Here is a 17,932-nt window from a genome sequence, read left to right as displayed (position 1 = left end):
GAGAATATCCTTCCGATAAATCTTGTCGTAGAGTGCATGAAACCTTCGCTTAGGATTTTCCTTGGCGGCAAGATATAGCTTGTCTTGAAGTTCTTGAGCTTTTACTTTGGTGTCGTTAGCAGGTTTCTCCTTACGAAAAAAAACTCGTGCGAGAGAGGATATCCCTAGTTCCAGAAACAACTTTCCCAGCATGCCGATCCCCTTACGCCGGAGAGTTCTTCTGCGCTGCACTTCCAAGAGCTTCACGCATTCCATGCTCTTCGCCCAAAAACACGAGGCTCGACACTCTCTTGTCCTTTTCAGGTCTTCACTTCATGTTACGGCCTGCTGTTTTGCTCGCTCCCCTTGCAGGGATACTTTGTCACAGGGCTTCAGCCTTAGGATCTCTCCACCGGTCGCCTGTCTGCTACGAGGCGACTTGGCTCTTACCCCGGTTGAACTTTCATCAATTAGTTGTGCCTAGCTTGGCTAGGCGCGCTATAGAAAAAAAGCCAAGCGCCTGTCGGCACTTGACCTGTATAATCCTGTATAACATTTACTTGGCAATCTCATCCGTAGCTTTAATATTGCGCAGAATGCTTACTTCAACGCGGCGATTCTTGGCTCTGCCGTCTGTCGTATCATTCGGTGCAATCGGGCGATATTCTCCAAAACCGACTGACGAATAGGATGAAGGATCAATTTTTCCGTTGTTCAAAAGTATTTTCATGAAATTGACGGCACGCTTGGCGCTCAAATCCCAGTTCGTTTCAAAGTCGGCGCGATGAATGGGAATGTTATCCGTATGCCCGCCTACTTCAACTTGATAGCCGGGATAGCTGGCCAACAGGTTGGACATCGTAAGCGCCAGATTCTGTGAATCCTGTTTGATCGTTGCTGATCCGGAGTCAAACAAGGCACGGTCACTGATTGTAATCGTCAATTTTTCATTATCCAGCTTGGTCGTCAACTGCTCGCTCATGCTGTTGTCTTTGATGAAAGCATCCATGCTTTTCTTCAACTCTTCGAGATCTTTCTCTTCTTTTTGCAGCTTAGCAGCTAGTTGGCTCTCTTCTTTACTTTGTTCTTTGGTCGGCGGATTCTGGTTTTTATTATTATTTTTCGTTGAATTCGCCGCATCATCAATCGGGATTAAATTCGACATCGCGAAGGGGGCTTCGCCACCCGAGAAGGCATTGTTCAAAGATCTCATAATTGAATCGTATTTCTTCGAATCCAACTGGCTGGATGCAAATAGAATGATAAAAAGGGCTAGAAGCAAAGTAAGCAAATCCGCATAGGGAATGAGCCAGGATTCATCAACGTGTTCTTCATGGTCCTCATGCTTCTTTTTTTTACTCACTGTGGAGCAGCCTCCCTTGGTGATGCTTCTTCATAAGCCGCTCGATCGCTGTTGGCTACGAAGATCATCATTTTTTGCTTCACAGAATTGGCAGAAACGCCGGATTGAATGGATAGCAAGCCTTCAACTACCATCAACTTGATCTCAACTTCTTTTTTGGACTTCTGTTTCAACTTATTAGCGAACGGATGGAACACAACGTAACCAAGGAAAATCCCGAACATCGTAGCAACGAAGGCTGCTGAAATCAGATGTCCCAGCTTTTCTACTTCACTCAGGTTGCCTAGTGCGGCAATTAGTCCTACTACGGCGCCTAGCACTCCCAATGTTGGTGCATATGTACCTGCTTGCGTAAAAATGCCCGCATATTTTTTATGTCTTGTTTCCATTTCAGCGATATCTTCAAGCAATACGTCACGCACGAAATCAGCGTCATTCCCATCAATGATCAAGCGCATACCGCTTTTCATAAAAGGATCGGAAAGCTCTTCCGCTTGTTTTTCCAAAGAAAGCAATCCTTCACGGCGGGTAATAGATACCCATTCGATGAAGGTTTCGATCAATTCTTTTTTAGGCATTAACTTTTGTTCGGTAAAAATAATTTTCATTAATGTCGGTATCTTCTTCATTTCTTCCAGTGAGAAAGCGATAAAAAGCGCTGAGGCTGTACCGCCGAAAATGATTAAGGCCGCTGCCGGATTCAGCAAAGCTGCTAAACTCGCGCCTTTCAACACCATCCCTACACCGATGGATATAAATGCTAAAACAATGCCAATAACTGATGATTTCTCCATGTGCAAGACACCTCTCCTATGGTCATTTTCATGTTAATTGTTATCTTGAGTTGTTTCATTTCCCAAAGCACGCATCAAGTTTACTAATGTTTCCTGTTCTTCCCCCAACCTAGCAAAAAAGATATTCTCGGCTTCCATGACAATCTCCAGTGCTTGGGCAGTTATCCGTTCCCCTTCCAGCGTTAAGGAGATCGCTTTCGCCCTTGTGTCTGTCGGGTGTTCCTTGCGGATAATAAACCCTTTCTTTTCCAAGTGACGGAGCACTTGCGACGCCATCATCGGATCAACATGCGCATAACTCGCAATTTGTACCTGTGTGATGTCCTCGAGCTGTGACTGTGTGTTTAATCCTTGCGTAGCTGCCAGCAAAATAAATTGAACATGCGTTAGATCCAAGTCATGCAGGGCATGGCGAAGATTTTTTTGCCATTGATTCGTGACCTGCCAGAGATGAAATCCTGGGCTGTCATAAGGCTTTCCATGTTCCGATGTCATTGACCCTCCATGATTTCGACAGAAAGTTGTATATGTACATATAATAAGTTTATTTACTATAAATTACAATCACTTTTTGTCGAATATATAGGACAATAGTCATGAACATTTGTTGAATAAACAAACCTTCTGACGAATGCTGGCATCCTGCTCTTACCTATTTTATACTTAGAGAGGGCAAATTCCTGCTTAATGCGATCTCTAGCTTAAAGTAAGCGATTTCAATTGTGAATGGTGTATGATCTCTTCACCTTTTTGGCAAAGATGAGGATATAAAGGAGTGGATGAAGTGGAGAAACGGCTTTTCGGTTCAACTGGGCAGCAATTTCCAATCCTGAGCTTTGGCGCTCAGCGCATTGTAGATGAACACAACTGCACGGAAGAGGAAGCGATTCATATTGTGAATCGGGCGATTGACGAGGGCATTACCTATTTCGATACAGCACCAAGCTATTCGGACGGGCAATCGGAAGAGCGCTTAGGCAAAGCCTTGGCGCTCCAGAATCGCAGGGATGAAGTCTGGATTGCAACCAAGACACACGATCGCACGCGTGACGGCTCACTGAAGCTGCTGGAAGCAAGTTTGAAGCGCCTGCAGACGGATCATGTGGATGAATGGCGATTACATAACATTATGACAATGGATGAGCTCGACAAGTGCTTCGCCAAAGGCGGCGCGCTGGAGGCGCTCCTCGAAGCGAAGGAACAAGGCTTGATCAAGCATATCTCGATCAGCGGACACACGAATCCACTAGTCCAACTGGAAGCGATCGAACGCTATGCCTTCGACAGCGCTCTGGTTGCCCTATCGGCAGCGGACCATCTCGTGTACAGCTTTGCTCAAGAATTTCTGCCCAAGGCGATTGAGAAGGGTGTGGCCATCATCGGGATGAAAGTCATGGCCCTTGGCAAGCTTGCACCTTGGTATGAGAAGGCGCTGCAATATACGTTCTCGCTCCCTATTTCGACAGCGATTGTCGGGATGGAGTCGATGGCGCAGCTCGAACAAAACCTGGCCATCGCCAAAAGCTTTACACCGATGACCGAACTCGAGCAGCTTGCTTTTCTCAAAGAAATCATGCATTTGGCTACCCCCGATGTCCTGCGTTGGAAATCCACCGATTGGGTTTCCGGCGAGTGGTACGTTCGTTAATACAAACAGGAACAGAGGCTGCTCTCAAGGTATTCAACCTTTCGAGTCAGCCTCTGTTTATTATGAGATACAGCTATTCTTCGAAAATATGAGTAAGCAGCGCCCCAAGTTCTTGCAGCGCCTGCTCCTCTTGCTCGCCGTCCACTTCCAACGTTACTTCATCATTGTGCTGAATGCCCAGTGTAAGCATGCTTAGCGAGCTTTTACCGTTAACCTTCTTCCCGCCTTTGCTTACACTTACTTTGCAGGGAAAGGTGCCGACTTTCTGAACGAACACTTTGGTAGGACGGGCATGAAAACCCGATGGATTTAGAATCGTAAACATTTGCGATCTCATTGCAAGTCACTCCTTGTCTTCTGCTTGACGAATTGTTGGATTTGCTCTTGGCTGCTCATGGCTAGAATCTGCTGCGTATAACCTGCCCACTCTGTTCTCGACACCTCTTTAATCAATGCTCTTGCGGGCAAAATCGAGCTGGCACTCATGCTGAATTCATGAAGGCCCATACCGAGTAGAATTGGAATTGCTGTTACGTCGCCTGCCATCTCCCCGCACATGCCAACCCATTTCCCTTCCCGCTCCGCTGCCCGGATGACCATATGGATCAAACGCAAAACAGCTGGATGGCAAGGCTGATACAAATAGGAGACCGTTTCATTCATGCGATCTGCCGCCATTGTATATTGAATCAAATCATTCGTTCCGATACTGAAGAAGTCGACCTCTTGGGCGAGGAAATCCGCTCCCAGGGCAGCAGCCGGAACTTCGATCATAATGCCTACCTCGATGTTCTCCGATACAGGGACTCCTTCTTGTACCAGCTTCCCTTTTTCCTCTTTGAGCAATTGCTTCGCTTCCCTCAGCTCTTCCATAACAGCAATCATGGGGAACATAATTTTCAATTGCCCATAGGCGCTTGCCCGCAGTAAAGCTCGTAGCTGAGTCCGGAATATCTCCTGTTTGCTTAAACATAGGCGGATCGCACGCAGCCCCAAGAATGGATTGCTCTCTTCCGGAAGCTTCATATAAGGCAATTCTTTATCGCCACCGATATCCAGCGTACGAATGACGACAGGCTTAGGATTCATTCGCTCTAAGACATGCTTATATACTTGAAATTGTTCCTCTTCACTAGGCATCGCGCTGCGTCCCATATACAGGAATTCCGTGCGGAACAGCCCGATCCCTTCCGCTCCGTTCGCGAGCACCTTCTGCAGATCTTCCACACTGCCGATATTGGCAGCAAGCTCAACATGCTGCCCGTCAGCTGAAATCGTTGGCTGATCCAGCAGCTTGCGAAGTTCCTCTCTGCGTTGATCATAGGCAAGCTTGCGTGACTGGTACTCCGCTACTTCTTCTTCGGTCGGGGCGATAAGAACCGTCCCCAGCGACGCATCCATGACAACCATCGTCCCTGTCTGGATTTCTCCAGCCGCCGCGCCGGCCCCAACGATAGCCGGCACTTCAAGCGAGCGAGCCATAATCGCAGAATGCGAAGTACGGCTGCCGATTTCCGTTACAAAGCCGAGCACATAATCCAGATTTAACTGCGCTGTATCCGAAGGGGTTAAGTCTTCCGCGATTAGAATACAAGGTTCATTAATGGCCGCAATCGCTGCGTAGGAGACGCCACGAAGCCTGCTCATGATGCGGCCGGTAACGTCCTTCACATCCGCCGCACGTTCCCTAAGCAGCTCGTTATCCATCGCGCTGAGCACTTCAATGAAGCAGTTCGCTATTTCATGCAGCTTGAATTCGGCGTTCATGCCTTCCTCTTCAATGCCATCGATCACCGCATCTACGTAATCAGGATCTTCCAGCAGCATGAGATGGGCTTCGAAAATCTCCGCCTTGGCAGCTCCCATGCGCTGCTCCGTTAATAATCTGATCTCTTCAAGCTCCTGCCTGGCTTCATCAACAGCCTTGCGAAATCGGTTTACTTCTATTTGAGTATCCGCTGCTTTGTCGGCAACTGGCACGTAATCAGCATTGTTCAGTCGGAAAGCTTTGGCTATGGCAATTCCGGGGGAAGCAGCTATACCAGTCAAGCGTTTGGTCATCATTTTAGCCATCTTGGGAACTCCCCTTTCTTAGGAAACTTCTACCTGTTGAAATTGTTCATACTGCGTCTTAATCATAGCATGGATCGGGTGATCTTCAGGGATCGTTGTATATTCGGTTATCGCTTGCGTGATTCCGCTTGCCGCCAAATCCGCTTGAATCTGAATAGCCTCAGGATCTTCCTTATCCTTAAAAGAGAAGGCTGCCGCCATCGCCATAGCCAAATAAGCCGGCTTCATCCCAAGATCATAAGCCTGTAAAGCAGGCCGAACGAGTCGATCATTGACGGATAACTTGCGAATTGGCGATCTGCCAACTCTGGCAACTTCATCGATCAAATATGGGTTTAAGAATCTGTTCAAAATTTTATCGATATAACTATCATGTTGAGCCTGATCAAAACCATGCTTCTTAATCAGCAAGGAACCTGTCTCCTCCATCACATGGCGCACCAAGGCGGCAATTTGCGGGTTTGCCATTGCTGCTTGAATGGTATCGAAGCCATGCAGATAGCCAAGATAAGCCGCGCTGCAGTGCCCTGTATTCACAGTAAACAGCTTGCGCTCGATGTAGGGCTCGAGTTGTTTCACATAATGAACGCCCTCAATTCGGTGAAAACCCTCCAGCATTTGAGACTCATCAATCACCCACTCATAGAATGGCTCCACCGTCACTTGCAGAGGATCTTCATGATGCTGCAAAGGAACGATCCGATCGACCGCTGCATCGGGGAACGCGATGATGGCATCTGCCTTTTCGCGCATATCCGCGCTCAAATGACTGTACACATGTCCCTTGAGCTGCGTGCTTCCGCCAATCGCATTCTCGCAGGCGATAATATGAAGCGGCGCGGCGCCGCGATTCAAGCGCAGCTCAATCCCTTTGGCGATGCCAGCCGCAATGTGTTTGAGGATATTCACACCAACGGCCGTTGTGACGAGATCAGCCTGTGCAACCGCCTCTGCGACATCGTCTGCCTGTTTCCCATTGATCGCGGACACATTAGAAACGTGGAACGCCTCCTGCGCCTCATTGGCTAAGCGAACCGTGTACGATTTTCTTTCCTTGAGCTGCTCCACCAAGCTGTCGTTCACATCAGAGAACAAGACCTCATAGCCTGCCTGCGACAAAAGGAGACCGATGAATCCGCGTCCGATATTCCCTGCTCCGAAATGAACGGCCTTCATGATTCCATCCCGCTTTCAAAAATGCTGACCATCTCTTCCGGCGTCGTCGCTTTCATAATCATCTCGACATTCTCATCCTCGGAACAAATCATCGCCACATTCGTCAAAATGTCCAAATGTTCATTCCCTGCGGCTGCAATCCCGATCACCAAAGTGGCTAATTCCCCTTCTCCAAAATCAACGCCATCAGGGATTTGTACGATCGACAGCCCTGTCGAAATGATCAGTGATTTGGAATCCTGCGTGCCATGCGGAATGGCAAGGCCATTGCCCATATAGGTGGAGAGGGTTTGCTCTCTTTCCAACATTTTGTCGATATAAGCGGTTGATGCATGACCCGCGTCTACTAACAGTTGACCAGCCATCCGAATCGCCTCGAATTTATCCTTGGGCTTCGCATTCAGCCTAATTTTGTTCGTTGATAAGATACTCATGATTGATCTCTCCATATATCCGATTTATTTTTTATTTTCTAAGAAAGCAGCTAGTTCTTGGGATATAAATTGCTTAATTTCAGTTTGGTTTCCCGATTTAAGCAGTTCAATCATCTCCGGAATTAATAGCAAAGAGCTTATTTCGCTTAGAACTTCCAGACTTTCTTTGGAAAGCTTCTGGGGACCAAGCATCAACAGCAATTGCTTGACTTCGGACGGTATCCCACTTTCCAGAGGCAAATCTTCTTTTAATCGAAATAGTGTAAATGAAGGCCTCAAAACTTGTTCGCTTCGAATGTGAAAAAGGGCAAGCCCCGTATCCGGAATGACTTGACTGCTCAGTCGCTCCCTTTCCAACAAAAGATTGACAATAGGCCCTACTTCCTCAATAACGCCTGCTCGGCTGCTGTAGCCGCAGATAACCTCTAATGCTTGCTGCAGACTATGAAAGCTTTGCTCAATGGCATGCACCTTGAATTGATCAATGATGCTGACGATTTCATTTATATAAAGCTGGATGCGATGCAATCGACCTGTTGAATCTTCCTCTTGATGCGTTTCTATGCGTTCTTCCGGCTGTTTTTGCAAGGTGACATTTTGGATGAAAAGCCTCAGACGTTCTGCTTCTTCCTTCGTAAGCAGCGGACTTAACTTCATGTATTGATTAGGCTCCAAGGGCAAATCAACGGTAGAAATAATCAGATCGTAGTCCTTCTCAGGAATACGCGCTGCCTCAAACCACGAGGCATGCCCAATAATATTGATTTGCGGAAGCTCCTTCGTTAGACGCACAGCAAGCATTTTGGAAGTACCGATACCGCTCGTGCAGACTAATATAGCTCTTACATTTCTCTTAAACTGCTTCTGTCTTTCCATCGAGGCTCCGAAATGCATAACCAGGAACCCAATCTCTTCATCAGGGATCGCCATTTCTTCGATCGTCTGATTGACGGCATGTCGTATCGCATCGAATAAGGACTCATAATCTTTCTTGATTTGCGCCAGCAATGGATTGCGAATGTTCGCTCCTGCCTGAAGCCGCTTGATCGCAGATTCCAGATGTGGCAGAAGGCCATCGCGCAAGGAGCGATCCTCACTGAACGGAATATCCAGACTTTTTTCCATGCAGCGTATCAACTTCCAGACCATCTCCATATAACTCAGTTCATCAATAGGAAGCAGATGATTGGGATGGTTCAAAGACTTTGGCTCCAGTAATTCAGCAATATAGGCGATTTCGGCGGATGATAGTTCCACGGAAAGGACTTTCGTTAAATGCTCAACCGTATGCGTTAGCAGCTTGCTTGCCACAGGTGGACTTGTTTCCAATTGACCTTCCATCGAGCGGCCCTGCTGAATTCTAGCTATGGTGATGGATATATGAATAAGCAGATTCGTATAGCTCTCTTCCGAAAGCTCGCTCAAGCCTTCATCTTCAGCTAGCCACAAGGCAGCTTCAACATGCGTGAAGTTCTCTTTGCCGATAAGCTCGAGCAATTTCTGGACAACCGGAGATTGAGATTGGGGCGTTTCATTCTTGCCAAACAGATCCGATTCATCCAACCCGTTCTTGGCCAATCTGGCAATCATCCTGCGCTTATTGGCTTCTGTGCCGACTAAGCCGACCCCATAGCCTCTTTTGCGCACTAGCGTGAGGTTAGATCGCTTCACCCATCCTTCCAGCTCATCCAGATCATGAGTAATCGTAGGAACCGTTACGCCCAAATCGTGCGATAGCGCGAATAGCTTCACAGGTTCCTCTTCTTCCAGCAAAGTACATAGGATCATCATCCTGCGATCCTCGGCGGAGTACTCCACAGCCATCCTGCCATAGAGCATCTGTCTGAATGCTTCCAGCTGTTCAGGCTCAGCTTGAAGCTGAATGCCCTTGCCTGATTTCTTCTGCAACCCGATGCCATAATCAGCCAAAATCGTCTCGAGTTCAGACAACTCTCGATGAACGGTACGTGTGCTTACATTGATTTCGGCAGCGATTTCTCCTGCTGTAATGTCATCCGCCCGATACATTAACAGCTCTAGGATTTGGCGATGCCTGTTAGACAGGCCCATGTCGATTCTCCTCACGAACAAAATGGAGATAACGCCGGCATTCAGCCAGCGTTAAGTTATTCCGTTTAACTCAATCGCTCCACAAGCTCATCGTAAGCCGGACTTTTCATGAAATTCTCAATAGAAATATGTTCGGCTTGCGGAGCTTTGTTCCGCGCTCGATCCGTTAATGATTTATGCGTAATAACGATATCTGCGTCCATTGGAATCTCACTAATTGCTGTATTAATGACTGTGATGTCAATAGCTGCCTCTTTCATTTTCTTTCTCAAAATCGAGGCGCCCATGGCACTTGAGCCCATGCCAGCATCGCATGAGAAAACAATTTTCTGCACGTTGGTTGTTGGTTTTGCGACCGGAGCAGCTACTTGTTCCGCTGCCGCAGCAGCCGGAGCTTGTTTCATTTCTTTCATTCGTGCAGTAGCTTGATCCAGATCTTCGCTCTCGCTTTGCTTGCTTGTTTTGAGCAGCAGAGAACCTACGGCAAAGGAGACAATCGTTGATGTAATCACACCTGAGAAAATCGGCAGCATGTTACCCTTGGGCGCCATAGCGATATAAGCGAAAATGCTTCCCGGTGAAGGAGGAGCAACCAGCCCTGCGCCGAACAAGGAGAACGTGAACGTCCCTGTCACCCCACCGGCTATAACAGCCAAGATCAGTCGTGGATTCATCAAAATGTAAGGGAAATAAATTTCATGAATACCGCCAAAGAAGTGAATGATGGCAGAACCCGGTGCCGAAAGCTTCGCCGCGCCGCGGCCAACAAACCAATACGCAAGCAGAATGCCAAGACCTGGGCCTGGATTAGACTCCAGCATGAACAAGATGGACTTGCCTGTTTTGGACGCTTGATCCAGAGCGATCGGACTTAACACGCCATGATTAATGGCATTGTTCAGGAACAGCACTTTCCCTGGTTCGATCAGTACGTTAGCCAGAGGCAGCAGGCCGGCATTGACGAGCGCTTGCACGCCTGACGCGAGAGCCTTGCTCACCACTTGAACCGCAGGACCAACTACCGTGTAGGCTAGAACGGCTAAAATAGCTCCGATGATGCCTGACGAGAAGTTGTTCACGAGCATTTCGAAGCCGGATTTAATTTTGCCTTCAATCGACCTATCGAACTGCTTCAGCACCCATGCGGCGAATGGCCCAACAATCATGGCTCCCATGAACATCGGGATATCCGTACCGATCACGACACCCATCGTCGTGACAGCGCCGATGACGCCACCGCGCGTACCGTGTATCATCGTTCCTCCCGTATAGCCAATCAGCAGGGGAAGAAGATAAGTTATCGTTGGGCCGACTAGTTTAGCCAAATACTCATTTGGAATCCAGCCTGTCGGAATAAATAAAGCCGTAATGAGTCCCCAAGCAATAAATGCGCCAATGTTCGGCATCACCATACCACTCAAAAAACGACCGAAATTTTGTACCTTCACCCGGAATCCTCCGGAATTTGCTTGCTTCTGCACAGCAATTGTACTCACTAGGATAACCTCCCTTTGTTTGTTTCATGTTCTTATCGTAAAGCAAAAGCGCTTTCATGTTCAATCAAATCAAAATCCCTTTTCGTCATGAATGATGTTGACATGATTTTAAGCAATTCGATCCTATGGTAATTCCATTGGAGTAAATCCAATCCCATCTGTGCGAGTCATGGAAAGTCGCAGCTAATTGAGAAATGCGAAATCGGTCGAATTGCCACAAATCAGGTATCGTCGTCCCATAACAAAAAAAAGAACCGTAAGAGAAATCATTCTCTTACAGCTCTTGGATTATTCAATAATTAGGGCATACACAATACCAGGGCCATGCACGCCGATCGTCAAATCATTCTCGATATCAGCCGACCGGCTCGGTCCCGAGATGAAGTGAATGCCCGCCGGCCTGTCTTTACGCGCAAGGCCGTCAAACGGGCGAAGCACTTCGCCGAGCTTCGTTCGAATGCGATCCACAGGAATGATCGCAATGAAGGTCGTCGGCAGCAAGCTGACGCTTCGGCCTCGCGTGGCATCGGAGGTGACTACGAGCGACCCTGTGTAGGCCACAGCGTGCTCGACAGCCACGATGCCGATGTCTGCGCCAGCTGCCTTCGCGACCAGCTCATCCTTGGCTGCGGCATCGATACCGCCGGCATTCCAGACGGTGATGTCCGTCTCTGTTTCCGCGGCAAGTCCAGCGCGCAGCTCTGCCAGTTCCGTCTGATCTTGGATGATCAGATGCTTCGCCTGCGTCTTGCCGATGAAATCGGCAATGAACGCTTGCGCCTCTGCCATCCCTTGGAGGCGCTGCGTATGGCCGCCCGCCTTCTGCCAGTTCGACATGAACAGCTGAATCCGCTGCTCCAGCGGAAGATCCACCTGCTCCCAGAATGCAGGAGCCCCTTTCATGCTGTGCGTGGGAGCGCTCTGCATAGGCTTGGATCTCCCCAGCCTTGTAGCAATATTGGCAAAGAAGGCCTCTTGATCCTTAAGGGCTTCCTGATGAAGATTTTGGAGAAAAGCTGGATCTGATTTAGCCATGATGATGTCCTCCTCCGCCTTCTTTGCGATCTGCGACCAGCTTCTCCATACGGGATTTCATCGCGGCATCCAGTTCAGGGAAAGTTCCCTCGAGCCCTTGCTCGATGTCCTTCCACGATTCACGGAACGTTTTCTTCGCTAAGCTTGGCGCAAAACGATGTGAGTTCCATCCCTTGAGCGGTCCTACTTTCGCTTTAATATGACCGTCGCGAACGAGCAGCTTCTGCCCAATGCGGCCAACTTTGATCAAAGCCTTCACACGCTTGGCATCGGACATCAAGAAATTAAACCCTTTCATGCCCAGCTTCTCGCCTAAATCCGTCGAACCTCGTTCGACCTTGCGTTGACGCAAATAGACAAGCATATCATGCAGCGGAATTTTCACCGGACAAGCCTCATAGCAAGCCCCGCACAAACTCGATGCGCTGGCTATATCGTCCCACTGGTCCACATTTTTGTTCAAAGCTGGCGTCAACACAGCGCCTATCGGCCCACTATATACGCCGCCATAAGCGTGGCCGCCAATGTGACGATACACCGGGCATGCGTTCAGACACGCACCGCAGCGAATACAGTTCAGAAGTTCCTGGAACTGCGGATCTCCGAGCTGCAAGGAACGACCATTATCCAAGATAATGATATGCATTTCCTCCGCGCCATCGCCATCCAGCTCCCGCTGCGGTCCGGAGATCACGGACATGTAGACGGTCAGCTTCTGACCTGTAGCAGAACGAGGGAGCAGAGTTGCCATCACTTCGAGATCGTCTAGGGTTGGAATAATGCGTTCCATCCCCATGAACGTAATTTGTGTCTTGGGAATCGTGCTGACCATCCGGGCGTTTCCTTCATTTTCAAATAGAACAATGGAACCTGTCTCCGCAATGGCAAAATTGCAGCCCGTCATGCCAATATCGGCTTCCAGGAATTTCTCGCGTAATTTCCTGCGCACATACCCAGCTAGAATACCGGTATCCGGTTCAAGCTTCTCACCAGCATCTTCGGAAAGCAAATCGGCAATCTGATACCGATTCTTATGAATCGCCGGAATAATGATGTGCGAAGGCGTTTCTCCAGCAAGCTGAATAATATATTCGCCCAGATCCGTTTCGATCGCTTCAACCCCGATGGATTCCAGCGCATGGTTGATATGCAGTTCCTCCGAAACCATGGACTTGGACTTCACGACGCTCTTAGCTTTCTTATGCTCCGCAATTTGCATCGTTAAGCGAACTGCATCCGCTGCATCTGCCGCAAAGTGGACATGCACGCCTTGCGCTCTGGCATTTTCCACAAATTTGCCCAAATAGTAGTCTAAGTGTGCGATGGTATGAAGACGAATTTCGCGTCCTCGTTCACGCCACTCTTCCCAGTTTCCAATCTCTTCTGCCGCAGCAAGCTTGCCGTTCTTCAAGCGTTCCGTCGTGAACTTAACCGCATTTCGTAGAAAATCATTGTTCAAGGCTACCTTCGATCTTTCCTTGACGGTACCGCTTGCTTTATGCTCGCTCATGGGCCAACTTCACTCCCTCAGCCAATAATTCCGCCAGATGCATGACCTTCACAGGTGTCCCGCGGTAGGATAAATTACCGGCAATATTCATCAAGCAGCCCATGTCGAGTCCGACTAGCACTTCGGCATCGGTTTCAAGCACATGGTCGGATTTCTCAGCGACCATCGCCCCGGAAATATCGCACATTTTTATCGCAAAAGTACCCCCGAATCCGCAGCAATCCTCGGCATGAGGGAGTGGAACTAGTTCCATTCCACGGATGTTTTGCATCAACTGCATCGGTTCCGCTTTGACCCCGAGCAGTCTGCTGCCATGGCAGGAAGGATGATACGTCACTTTGTGCGGGAACACAGCGCCCAAATCCGTAACACCCATGACTTGCACAAGAAACTGTGTAAACTCATACGTTTTCTCTACAAGTCGGTTAGCTTTTGCTAGATGGATAGGATCATTTTCAAAAAGCTTAGGATAATAATGATGGATCATACTTGTACAGGAACCCGAAGGAGATATGACAAAATCACTATCATCAAACGCTTCAAGCAGCGTCAAAGCCGCCCCCCTGGCCTCATCCCAGTATCCGCTATTGAAGGCTGGTTGACCGCAGCAAGTTTGCTTGGCAGGGAAGTCCAGCTTAACGCCATATTTGGCTAGTAACTGAACGATAGACTCGCCAACCTTTGGATACACAAGATCGCTCAAGCACGTTATGAACATAGATACTTTCATGATTGCAGCTAACTCCCTTCCTTAATTGTCCCCACCAAAGATGTGTTTGGCTATACAAAAAACCATCCTCAGTACGCAAGAAACATACTGGAGATGGAAGGAACAATAATTTTAACCTTTATCTAATTGAAGCACGTTCACACCAATCTCGCGGATCCGATTCACGTCTTCCATATTGGTTTGTCCATCTGTGATGACATGCTTGATCTCAGGCCAACCTGCAACCTGGGTCAAAGATTGCATCCCGAATTTACTATGATCCGCCAGCAGATAGGTTTCGTCAGCTATGCTGATCATTTTGCGCTTGATAAGCGCCTGCAATTCATTGGATTCACTGATCCCGCGCTGGATGTGCACCCCTTTGCAGGACAGAAAACATTTATGAACATGGTACATATCCAGTGATCTTTCCGCTAGTGGTCCTACGTAAGACAACGATTTGGGCGAGAGGAGTCCGCCTGTGGAAATGACCTGAATCTTCTCCTTGGCGCTTACTTCCAAAGCCACTTTCATCGAATTCGTAATGATTGTCAGCGGCATATCCGGAATCAATCTAGCCATGTACCAAGCCGTTGTACTAGCATCCAGAATGATGCGGTCATGCTCGCGAATATAAGATACCGCTTCCCTCGCAATGCTGATCTTGAAGTCGGCATAAGCCGTTTCCCTCTCCATAAAAGGGACCTCGGTCTGCGCTTCCTTCACACTGACAGCACCGCCGTGGCTGCGCATTAGCTTGCCTTCGCTTTCAAGCCGATCCAGATCACGTCGTATCGTTTCTTCCGTTACTTGGCAGAGTTCGCTGAGCTCCGTAACACGAATACTGCCTCTTTCATTCACTGCCTGAACGATTCTCTGCCATCTTTCCGCTACCAGCATCGTTTTCCCTCATTTCACCGTCGATCGGGACGCCACCTGTTCAAATCTTGCATACGCTTCCTGCCAACCCGCGCTACCCTGTGGGGTATACGTTTTGACCGGGAACGAATTCCGAATCAGCTTCCTGGCTTCGCGCAAATCCGCGATATACCCTAGTGCTATCCATTGTACTACAAGGTTTCCCAAGGCACTACCCTCAACAGGACCAGCCCAAACCTCACGCTGAATCGCACTCGCTGTGAATTGACAGAGCAGTTCATTCTGGATGCCGCCGCCTACAATGTGCAGTCCTTGATACGATTTGCCTGTAAGCTGCTCTGTACGTTCAAAAATATAGCGGTATTTCATCGCCAGACTTTCCAGAATACAGCGAACAATTTCACCCTCTGTTTCGGGGAAAATCTGATTCGTATCGCGGCAATATTGTTGAATTTGCTTGGGCATGTGCGCAGGATTCAAGAACATATCATCGTCCGGATCAATGAAGAATTGGAAAGGCTTCACAGGCTCAGCCAACTTGACCAGCTCAGCAAAACTGATATTTTTGCCCTCTTTGTCCCACGTTCGCTTGCATTCTTGAATCAACCACAGTCCCATGATGTTCTTGAGCAATCGATTCGTGCCATACACGCCGCCTTCATTCGTGAAATTCCAAGCTTGCGCTTGTTCACTAAGAACTGGAGCGTCAGTTTCTGTTCCCAAGAGGGACCACGTGCCGCAGCTAAGGAAAGCAAAATCTTCATCCAACGCTGGAACAGCAACAACGGCGGAAGCGGTATCATGCTCACCAACAGCGATAACAGGAATTGAAGCCACATCAAGCTCTTCGCAAATGTCTGGAGTCAAAGCACCAACTCGCGTTCCTGAAGCAACAGGCTGCAGCAAAATTTCACCTGGCAAGCCTAATTGCTCCAAAAGTTCTGTGTCCCATGCTTTAGTCGTTGCATTCAACAGCTGAGTTGTCGACGCATTAGTAAATTCGCTATGTTTCTCACCGGTCAGGAAATATCGGAGCAGGTCGGGTATCATCAAAAAGGTTTCAGCCCGCTTCAGAAGCTCAGGATTTCTTTGTTGGATAGCGACTAATTGAAAGATAGAATTGAATTGCAGAAATTGCAGACCGGTTGTGGCATACAATTTCTCACGACCAATCGAAGTGATTACCTTGTCCATGACGTTATCTGTCTGATGGTCCCGGTAGTGGTACGGATTGCCGAGAAGCTCGCCACTCGCTGCAAGCAGCCCGAAATCAACCGCCCAAGAATCAATCGCCAAACTCTCAATATCCGTATATCCCAGATGCTTCGTTTGTAAAATACCTTGTTTCAATTCATGAAACAATCTCAGAATATCCCAATGAAGGCGGTCGCCCACCTTCACTGGATCATTGGAGAAGCGATGAACTTCCTCGATCGTAATCCAGCCCGCTTCAGAATCAAGGCGTCCGACGATCGCTCTGCCGCTGCTTGCTCCCAAATCAAAAGCCAGAACGCTCGAAAAGTTACTCACCAGCTGGCACCGCCCTTGCCTCTTGCGTTAATGCTCTCATCGTAGCCGCTTTCCAAATAAGCTTTCATCGGATCAACCGGCACGCCGATTTCTTCACGAACCGCATGCAGCAGTGGGGTTACGTCGAATTCGAATGCTTTGCGAACCGCATCTTCAGCGCCAAGAACGTCTTGACGCTCTTGAGCGTCTCTCACTTCATCCAGGTTGATCAGCAATGCTTTGGCATATTGCGTTTGAACGTTAAGAACGGAACGCAGCATCGCTGGAATTTTACGCTCGATGTTGTGGCTTTGGTCGATCATATAGGCAATATTGTCAGATGCCTGACGAATTTGCGGGTTTTTATCGTTCGCTGCATCGATGATTTGGTAGAAAATCAAGAACAATTCATACGGATTTACAGAACCAACGATCAAATCATCGTCTCCATATTTACGGGAGTTGAAGTGGAAGCCACCGAGTTTATTTTCGTCCAACAAGTACGTCACGATGTGCTCGATGTTCGTTCCTTGCGGGTGATGTCCAGTATCTACAAGCACTTCAGCTTGCGGACCCAATTTGTTCGCCAAATTGAACGCCATTCCCCAGTCAGCCAAATCTGTATGGTAGAAAGCAGGCTCATAAAATTTATATTCGATCAGCATTCTCATGCTTGGCGTCATTGCCTCGTACATTTCCTTAAGCGCTTCGTACATCCAAGTTTTGCGCGCGCGAATGTCCACTTGACCTGGATAGTTCGAGCCATCTGCGAACCAGAGGCTGAATACATCAGAGCCAACGGTTTTCGCGATGTCTACACATTCCAGCAAATGATCCGTCGCTTTGCGGCGAATCGCTGCGTTCGAGTTCGTCACACTGCCGAAGATGTAATCATCTTCTTGGAACAGGTTCGGGTTCACCGCACCGATGGATACGCCCAGATCAGTCGCGTGCTGCTTGAGCTTCGCATAGTCATCCACCTTGTCCCAAGGGATGTGGATCGCAACCGACGGGCAAGCCCCCGTCAATTTGTGAACTTGCGCAGCATCCTCGAATTTCTCGAAAGGAGTGCGTGGCACGCCGTTTTGCTTGTACACCTTGAAGCGTGTGCCTGAATCGCCGTAACCCCATGAAGGAGTTTCGACTTTCAGTGCTTTGATTTTAGCTTTAACGGCAGCCAAATCAATACCTCTATTTGCTTGCTGCTCCTCAAACCATGCATATGCTTTATCGCTCATTGGATTCGTATCCTCCTAT

General features: G+C 48.4%; 16 protein-coding genes and 1 pseudogene. 1 reads left to right on the top strand and 16 read right to left on the bottom strand.

Going from position 1 to position 17,932, the window contains the following annotated elements:
• The 4 genes and pseudogenes from IEY34_RS36495 to IEY34_RS03820 all read right to left on the bottom strand — a co-directional run.
• Window positions 1-192, bottom strand: a pseudogene (locus IEY34_RS36495) (hypothetical protein); the annotation flags it as partial.
• A 343-nt stretch (window positions 193-535) separates the two neighbouring features.
• Window positions 536-1,342, bottom strand: coding sequence for a flagellar motor protein MotB (motB, locus tag IEY34_RS03830; RefSeq protein ID WP_189007822.1), 807 nt, complete (start codon window positions 1,340-1,342; stop codon window positions 536-538).
• A complete protein-coding gene (gene motA, locus IEY34_RS03825) occupies window positions 1,339-2,136 on the bottom strand; it encodes a flagellar motor stator protein MotA (RefSeq protein WP_189007820.1) in 798 nt (265 codons plus the stop codon). The genes motB and motA overlap by 4 nt, the downstream gene beginning before the upstream one ends.
• Before the next feature lie 33 nt (window positions 2,137-2,169).
• Window positions 2,170-2,631 carry a MarR family winged helix-turn-helix transcriptional regulator gene (locus IEY34_RS03820; RefSeq protein ID WP_189007818.1) on the bottom strand — a complete coding sequence of 154 codons (462 nt, stop codon included), beginning with the start codon at window positions 2,629-2,631 and terminating at the stop codon, window positions 2,170-2,172.
• A 289-nt stretch (window positions 2,632-2,920) separates the two neighbouring features.
• On the opposite strand from IEY34_RS03820, the gene IEY34_RS03815 reads away from it, so the two are divergent.
• Entirely contained in the window at window positions 2,921-3,784 is an 864-nt protein-coding gene (locus tag IEY34_RS03815; RefSeq protein ID WP_189007816.1) for an aldo/keto reductase, read from the top strand.
• 73 nt (window positions 3,785-3,857) lie between these two features.
• Here IEY34_RS03815 and IEY34_RS03810 read toward each other — a convergent pair whose 3' ends face one another.
• The 12 genes from IEY34_RS03810 to rhaI all read right to left on the bottom strand — a co-directional run bounded on the left by IEY34_RS03810 (window position 3,858) and on the right by rhaI (window position 17,913).
• Entirely contained in the window at window positions 3,858-4,121 is a 264-nt protein-coding gene (locus IEY34_RS03810; protein ID WP_189007814.1) for an HPr family phosphocarrier protein, read from the bottom strand.
• Window positions 4,118-5,845 carry a phosphoenolpyruvate--protein phosphotransferase gene (gene ptsP / locus IEY34_RS03805; RefSeq protein ID WP_189007989.1) on the bottom strand — a complete coding sequence of 576 codons (1,728 nt, stop codon included), beginning with the start codon at window positions 5,843-5,845 and terminating at the stop codon, window positions 4,118-4,120. The genes IEY34_RS03810 and ptsP overlap by 4 nt, the downstream gene beginning before the upstream one ends.
• A gap of 30 nt (window positions 5,846-5,875) precedes the next feature.
• Entirely contained in the window at window positions 5,876-7,033 is a 1,158-nt protein-coding gene (locus tag IEY34_RS03800; RefSeq protein WP_189007812.1) for a mannitol-1-phosphate 5-dehydrogenase, read from the bottom strand.
• Window positions 7,030-7,467, bottom strand: a complete 438-nt coding sequence (locus IEY34_RS03795) for a PTS mannitol transporter subunit IIA (RefSeq protein ID WP_189007808.1) — start codon at window positions 7,465-7,467, stop codon at window positions 7,030-7,032. The genes IEY34_RS03800 and IEY34_RS03795 overlap by 4 nt, the downstream gene beginning before the upstream one ends.
• A gap of 24 nt (window positions 7,468-7,491) precedes the next feature.
• On the bottom strand, window positions 7,492-9,537 hold the full coding sequence (locus IEY34_RS03790) for a BglG family transcription antiterminator (protein WP_189007806.1): 2,046 nt from the start codon (window positions 9,535-9,537) through the stop codon (window positions 7,492-7,494).
• Window positions 9,538-9,602: 65 nt separating this feature from the next.
• Entirely contained in the window at window positions 9,603-11,033 is a 1,431-nt protein-coding gene (locus IEY34_RS03785) for a PTS mannitol transporter subunit IIBC (protein ID WP_189007803.1), read from the bottom strand.
• A gap of 288 nt (window positions 11,034-11,321) precedes the next feature.
• A complete protein-coding gene (locus IEY34_RS03780; RefSeq protein ID WP_189007800.1) occupies window positions 11,322-12,068 on the bottom strand; it encodes a LutC/YkgG family protein in 747 nt (248 codons plus the stop codon).
• On the bottom strand, window positions 12,061-13,578 hold the full coding sequence (locus IEY34_RS03775; protein WP_189007797.1) for a LutB/LldF family L-lactate oxidation iron-sulfur protein: 1,518 nt from the start codon (window positions 13,576-13,578) through the stop codon (window positions 12,061-12,063). Before IEY34_RS03775 ends, IEY34_RS03780 begins: the two co-directional genes overlap by 8 nt.
• Window positions 13,565-14,308 (bottom strand): (Fe-S)-binding protein, encoded by a 744-nt coding sequence (locus IEY34_RS03770; RefSeq protein ID WP_189007794.1) that lies wholly within the window; start codon window positions 14,306-14,308, stop codon window positions 13,565-13,567. Before IEY34_RS03770 ends, IEY34_RS03775 begins: the two co-directional genes overlap by 14 nt.
• Window positions 14,309-14,419: 111 nt before the next feature.
• Window positions 14,420-15,187: a DeoR/GlpR family DNA-binding transcription regulator gene (locus IEY34_RS03765; protein WP_189007792.1), complete on the bottom strand. Its 768-nt coding sequence runs from the start codon at window positions 15,185-15,187 to the stop codon at window positions 14,420-14,422.
• Between the two features lie 9 nt (window positions 15,188-15,196).
• On the bottom strand, window positions 15,197-16,699 hold the full coding sequence (rhaB, locus tag IEY34_RS03760; RefSeq protein ID WP_189007986.1) for a rhamnulokinase: 1,503 nt from the start codon (window positions 16,697-16,699) through the stop codon (window positions 15,197-15,199).
• A complete protein-coding gene (gene rhaI, locus IEY34_RS03755; protein WP_189007789.1) occupies window positions 16,693-17,913 on the bottom strand; it encodes an L-rhamnose isomerase in 1,221 nt (406 codons plus the stop codon). The genes rhaB and rhaI overlap by 7 nt, the downstream gene beginning before the upstream one ends.
• Window positions 17,914-17,932 lie beyond the last annotated feature (19 nt).

Source organism: Paenibacillus marchantiophytorum (assembly GCF_014640555.1).
In the GTDB taxonomy this organism is placed as follows: Bacteria; Bacillota; Bacilli; order Paenibacillales; family NBRC-103111; genus Paenibacillus_E; species Paenibacillus_E marchantiophytorum.
Note: the sequence above shows the minus strand (reverse complement) of the source record. Positions and strands in the feature narration are given on the sequence as shown.

Coding starts and splice junctions, on each gene's coding strand:
- motA (WP_189007820.1), bottom strand. CDS start 2,136: ATGGAGAAATCATCAGTTATTGGCATTGTTTTAGCATTTATATCCATC.
- IEY34_RS03820 (WP_189007818.1), bottom strand. CDS start 2,631: ATGACATCGGAACATGGAAAGCCTTATGACAGCCCAGGATTTCATCTC.
- IEY34_RS03810 (WP_189007814.1), bottom strand. CDS start 4,121: ATGAGATCGCAAATGTTTACGATTCTAAATCCATCGGGTTTTCATGCC.
- ptsP (WP_189007989.1), bottom strand. CDS start 5,845: ATGACCAAACGCTTGACTGGTATAGCTGCTTCCCCCGGAATTGCCATA.
- IEY34_RS03800 (WP_189007812.1), bottom strand. CDS start 7,033: ATGAAGGCCGTTCATTTCGGAGCAGGGAATATCGGACGCGGATTCATC.
- IEY34_RS03795 (WP_189007808.1), bottom strand. CDS start 7,467: ATGAGTATCTTATCAACGAACAAAATTAGGCTGAATGCGAAGCCCAAG.
- IEY34_RS03790 (WP_189007806.1), bottom strand. CDS start 9,537: ATGGGCCTGTCTAACAGGCATCGCCAAATCCTAGAGCTGTTAATGTAT.
- IEY34_RS03780 (WP_189007800.1), bottom strand. CDS start 12,068: ATGGCTAAATCAGATCCAGCTTTTCTCCAAAATCTTCATCAGGAAGCC.
- IEY34_RS03775 (WP_189007797.1), bottom strand. CDS start 13,578: ATGAGCGAGCATAAAGCAAGCGGTACCGTCAAGGAAAGATCGAAGGTA.
- IEY34_RS03770 (WP_189007794.1), bottom strand. CDS start 14,308: ATGAAAGTATCTATGTTCATAACGTGCTTGAGCGATCTTGTGTATCCA.
- IEY34_RS03765 (WP_189007792.1), bottom strand. CDS start 15,187: ATGCTGGTAGCGGAAAGATGGCAGAGAATCGTTCAGGCAGTGAATGAA.
- rhaI (WP_189007789.1), bottom strand. CDS start 17,913: ATGAGCGATAAAGCATATGCATGGTTTGAGGAGCAGCAAGCAAATAGA.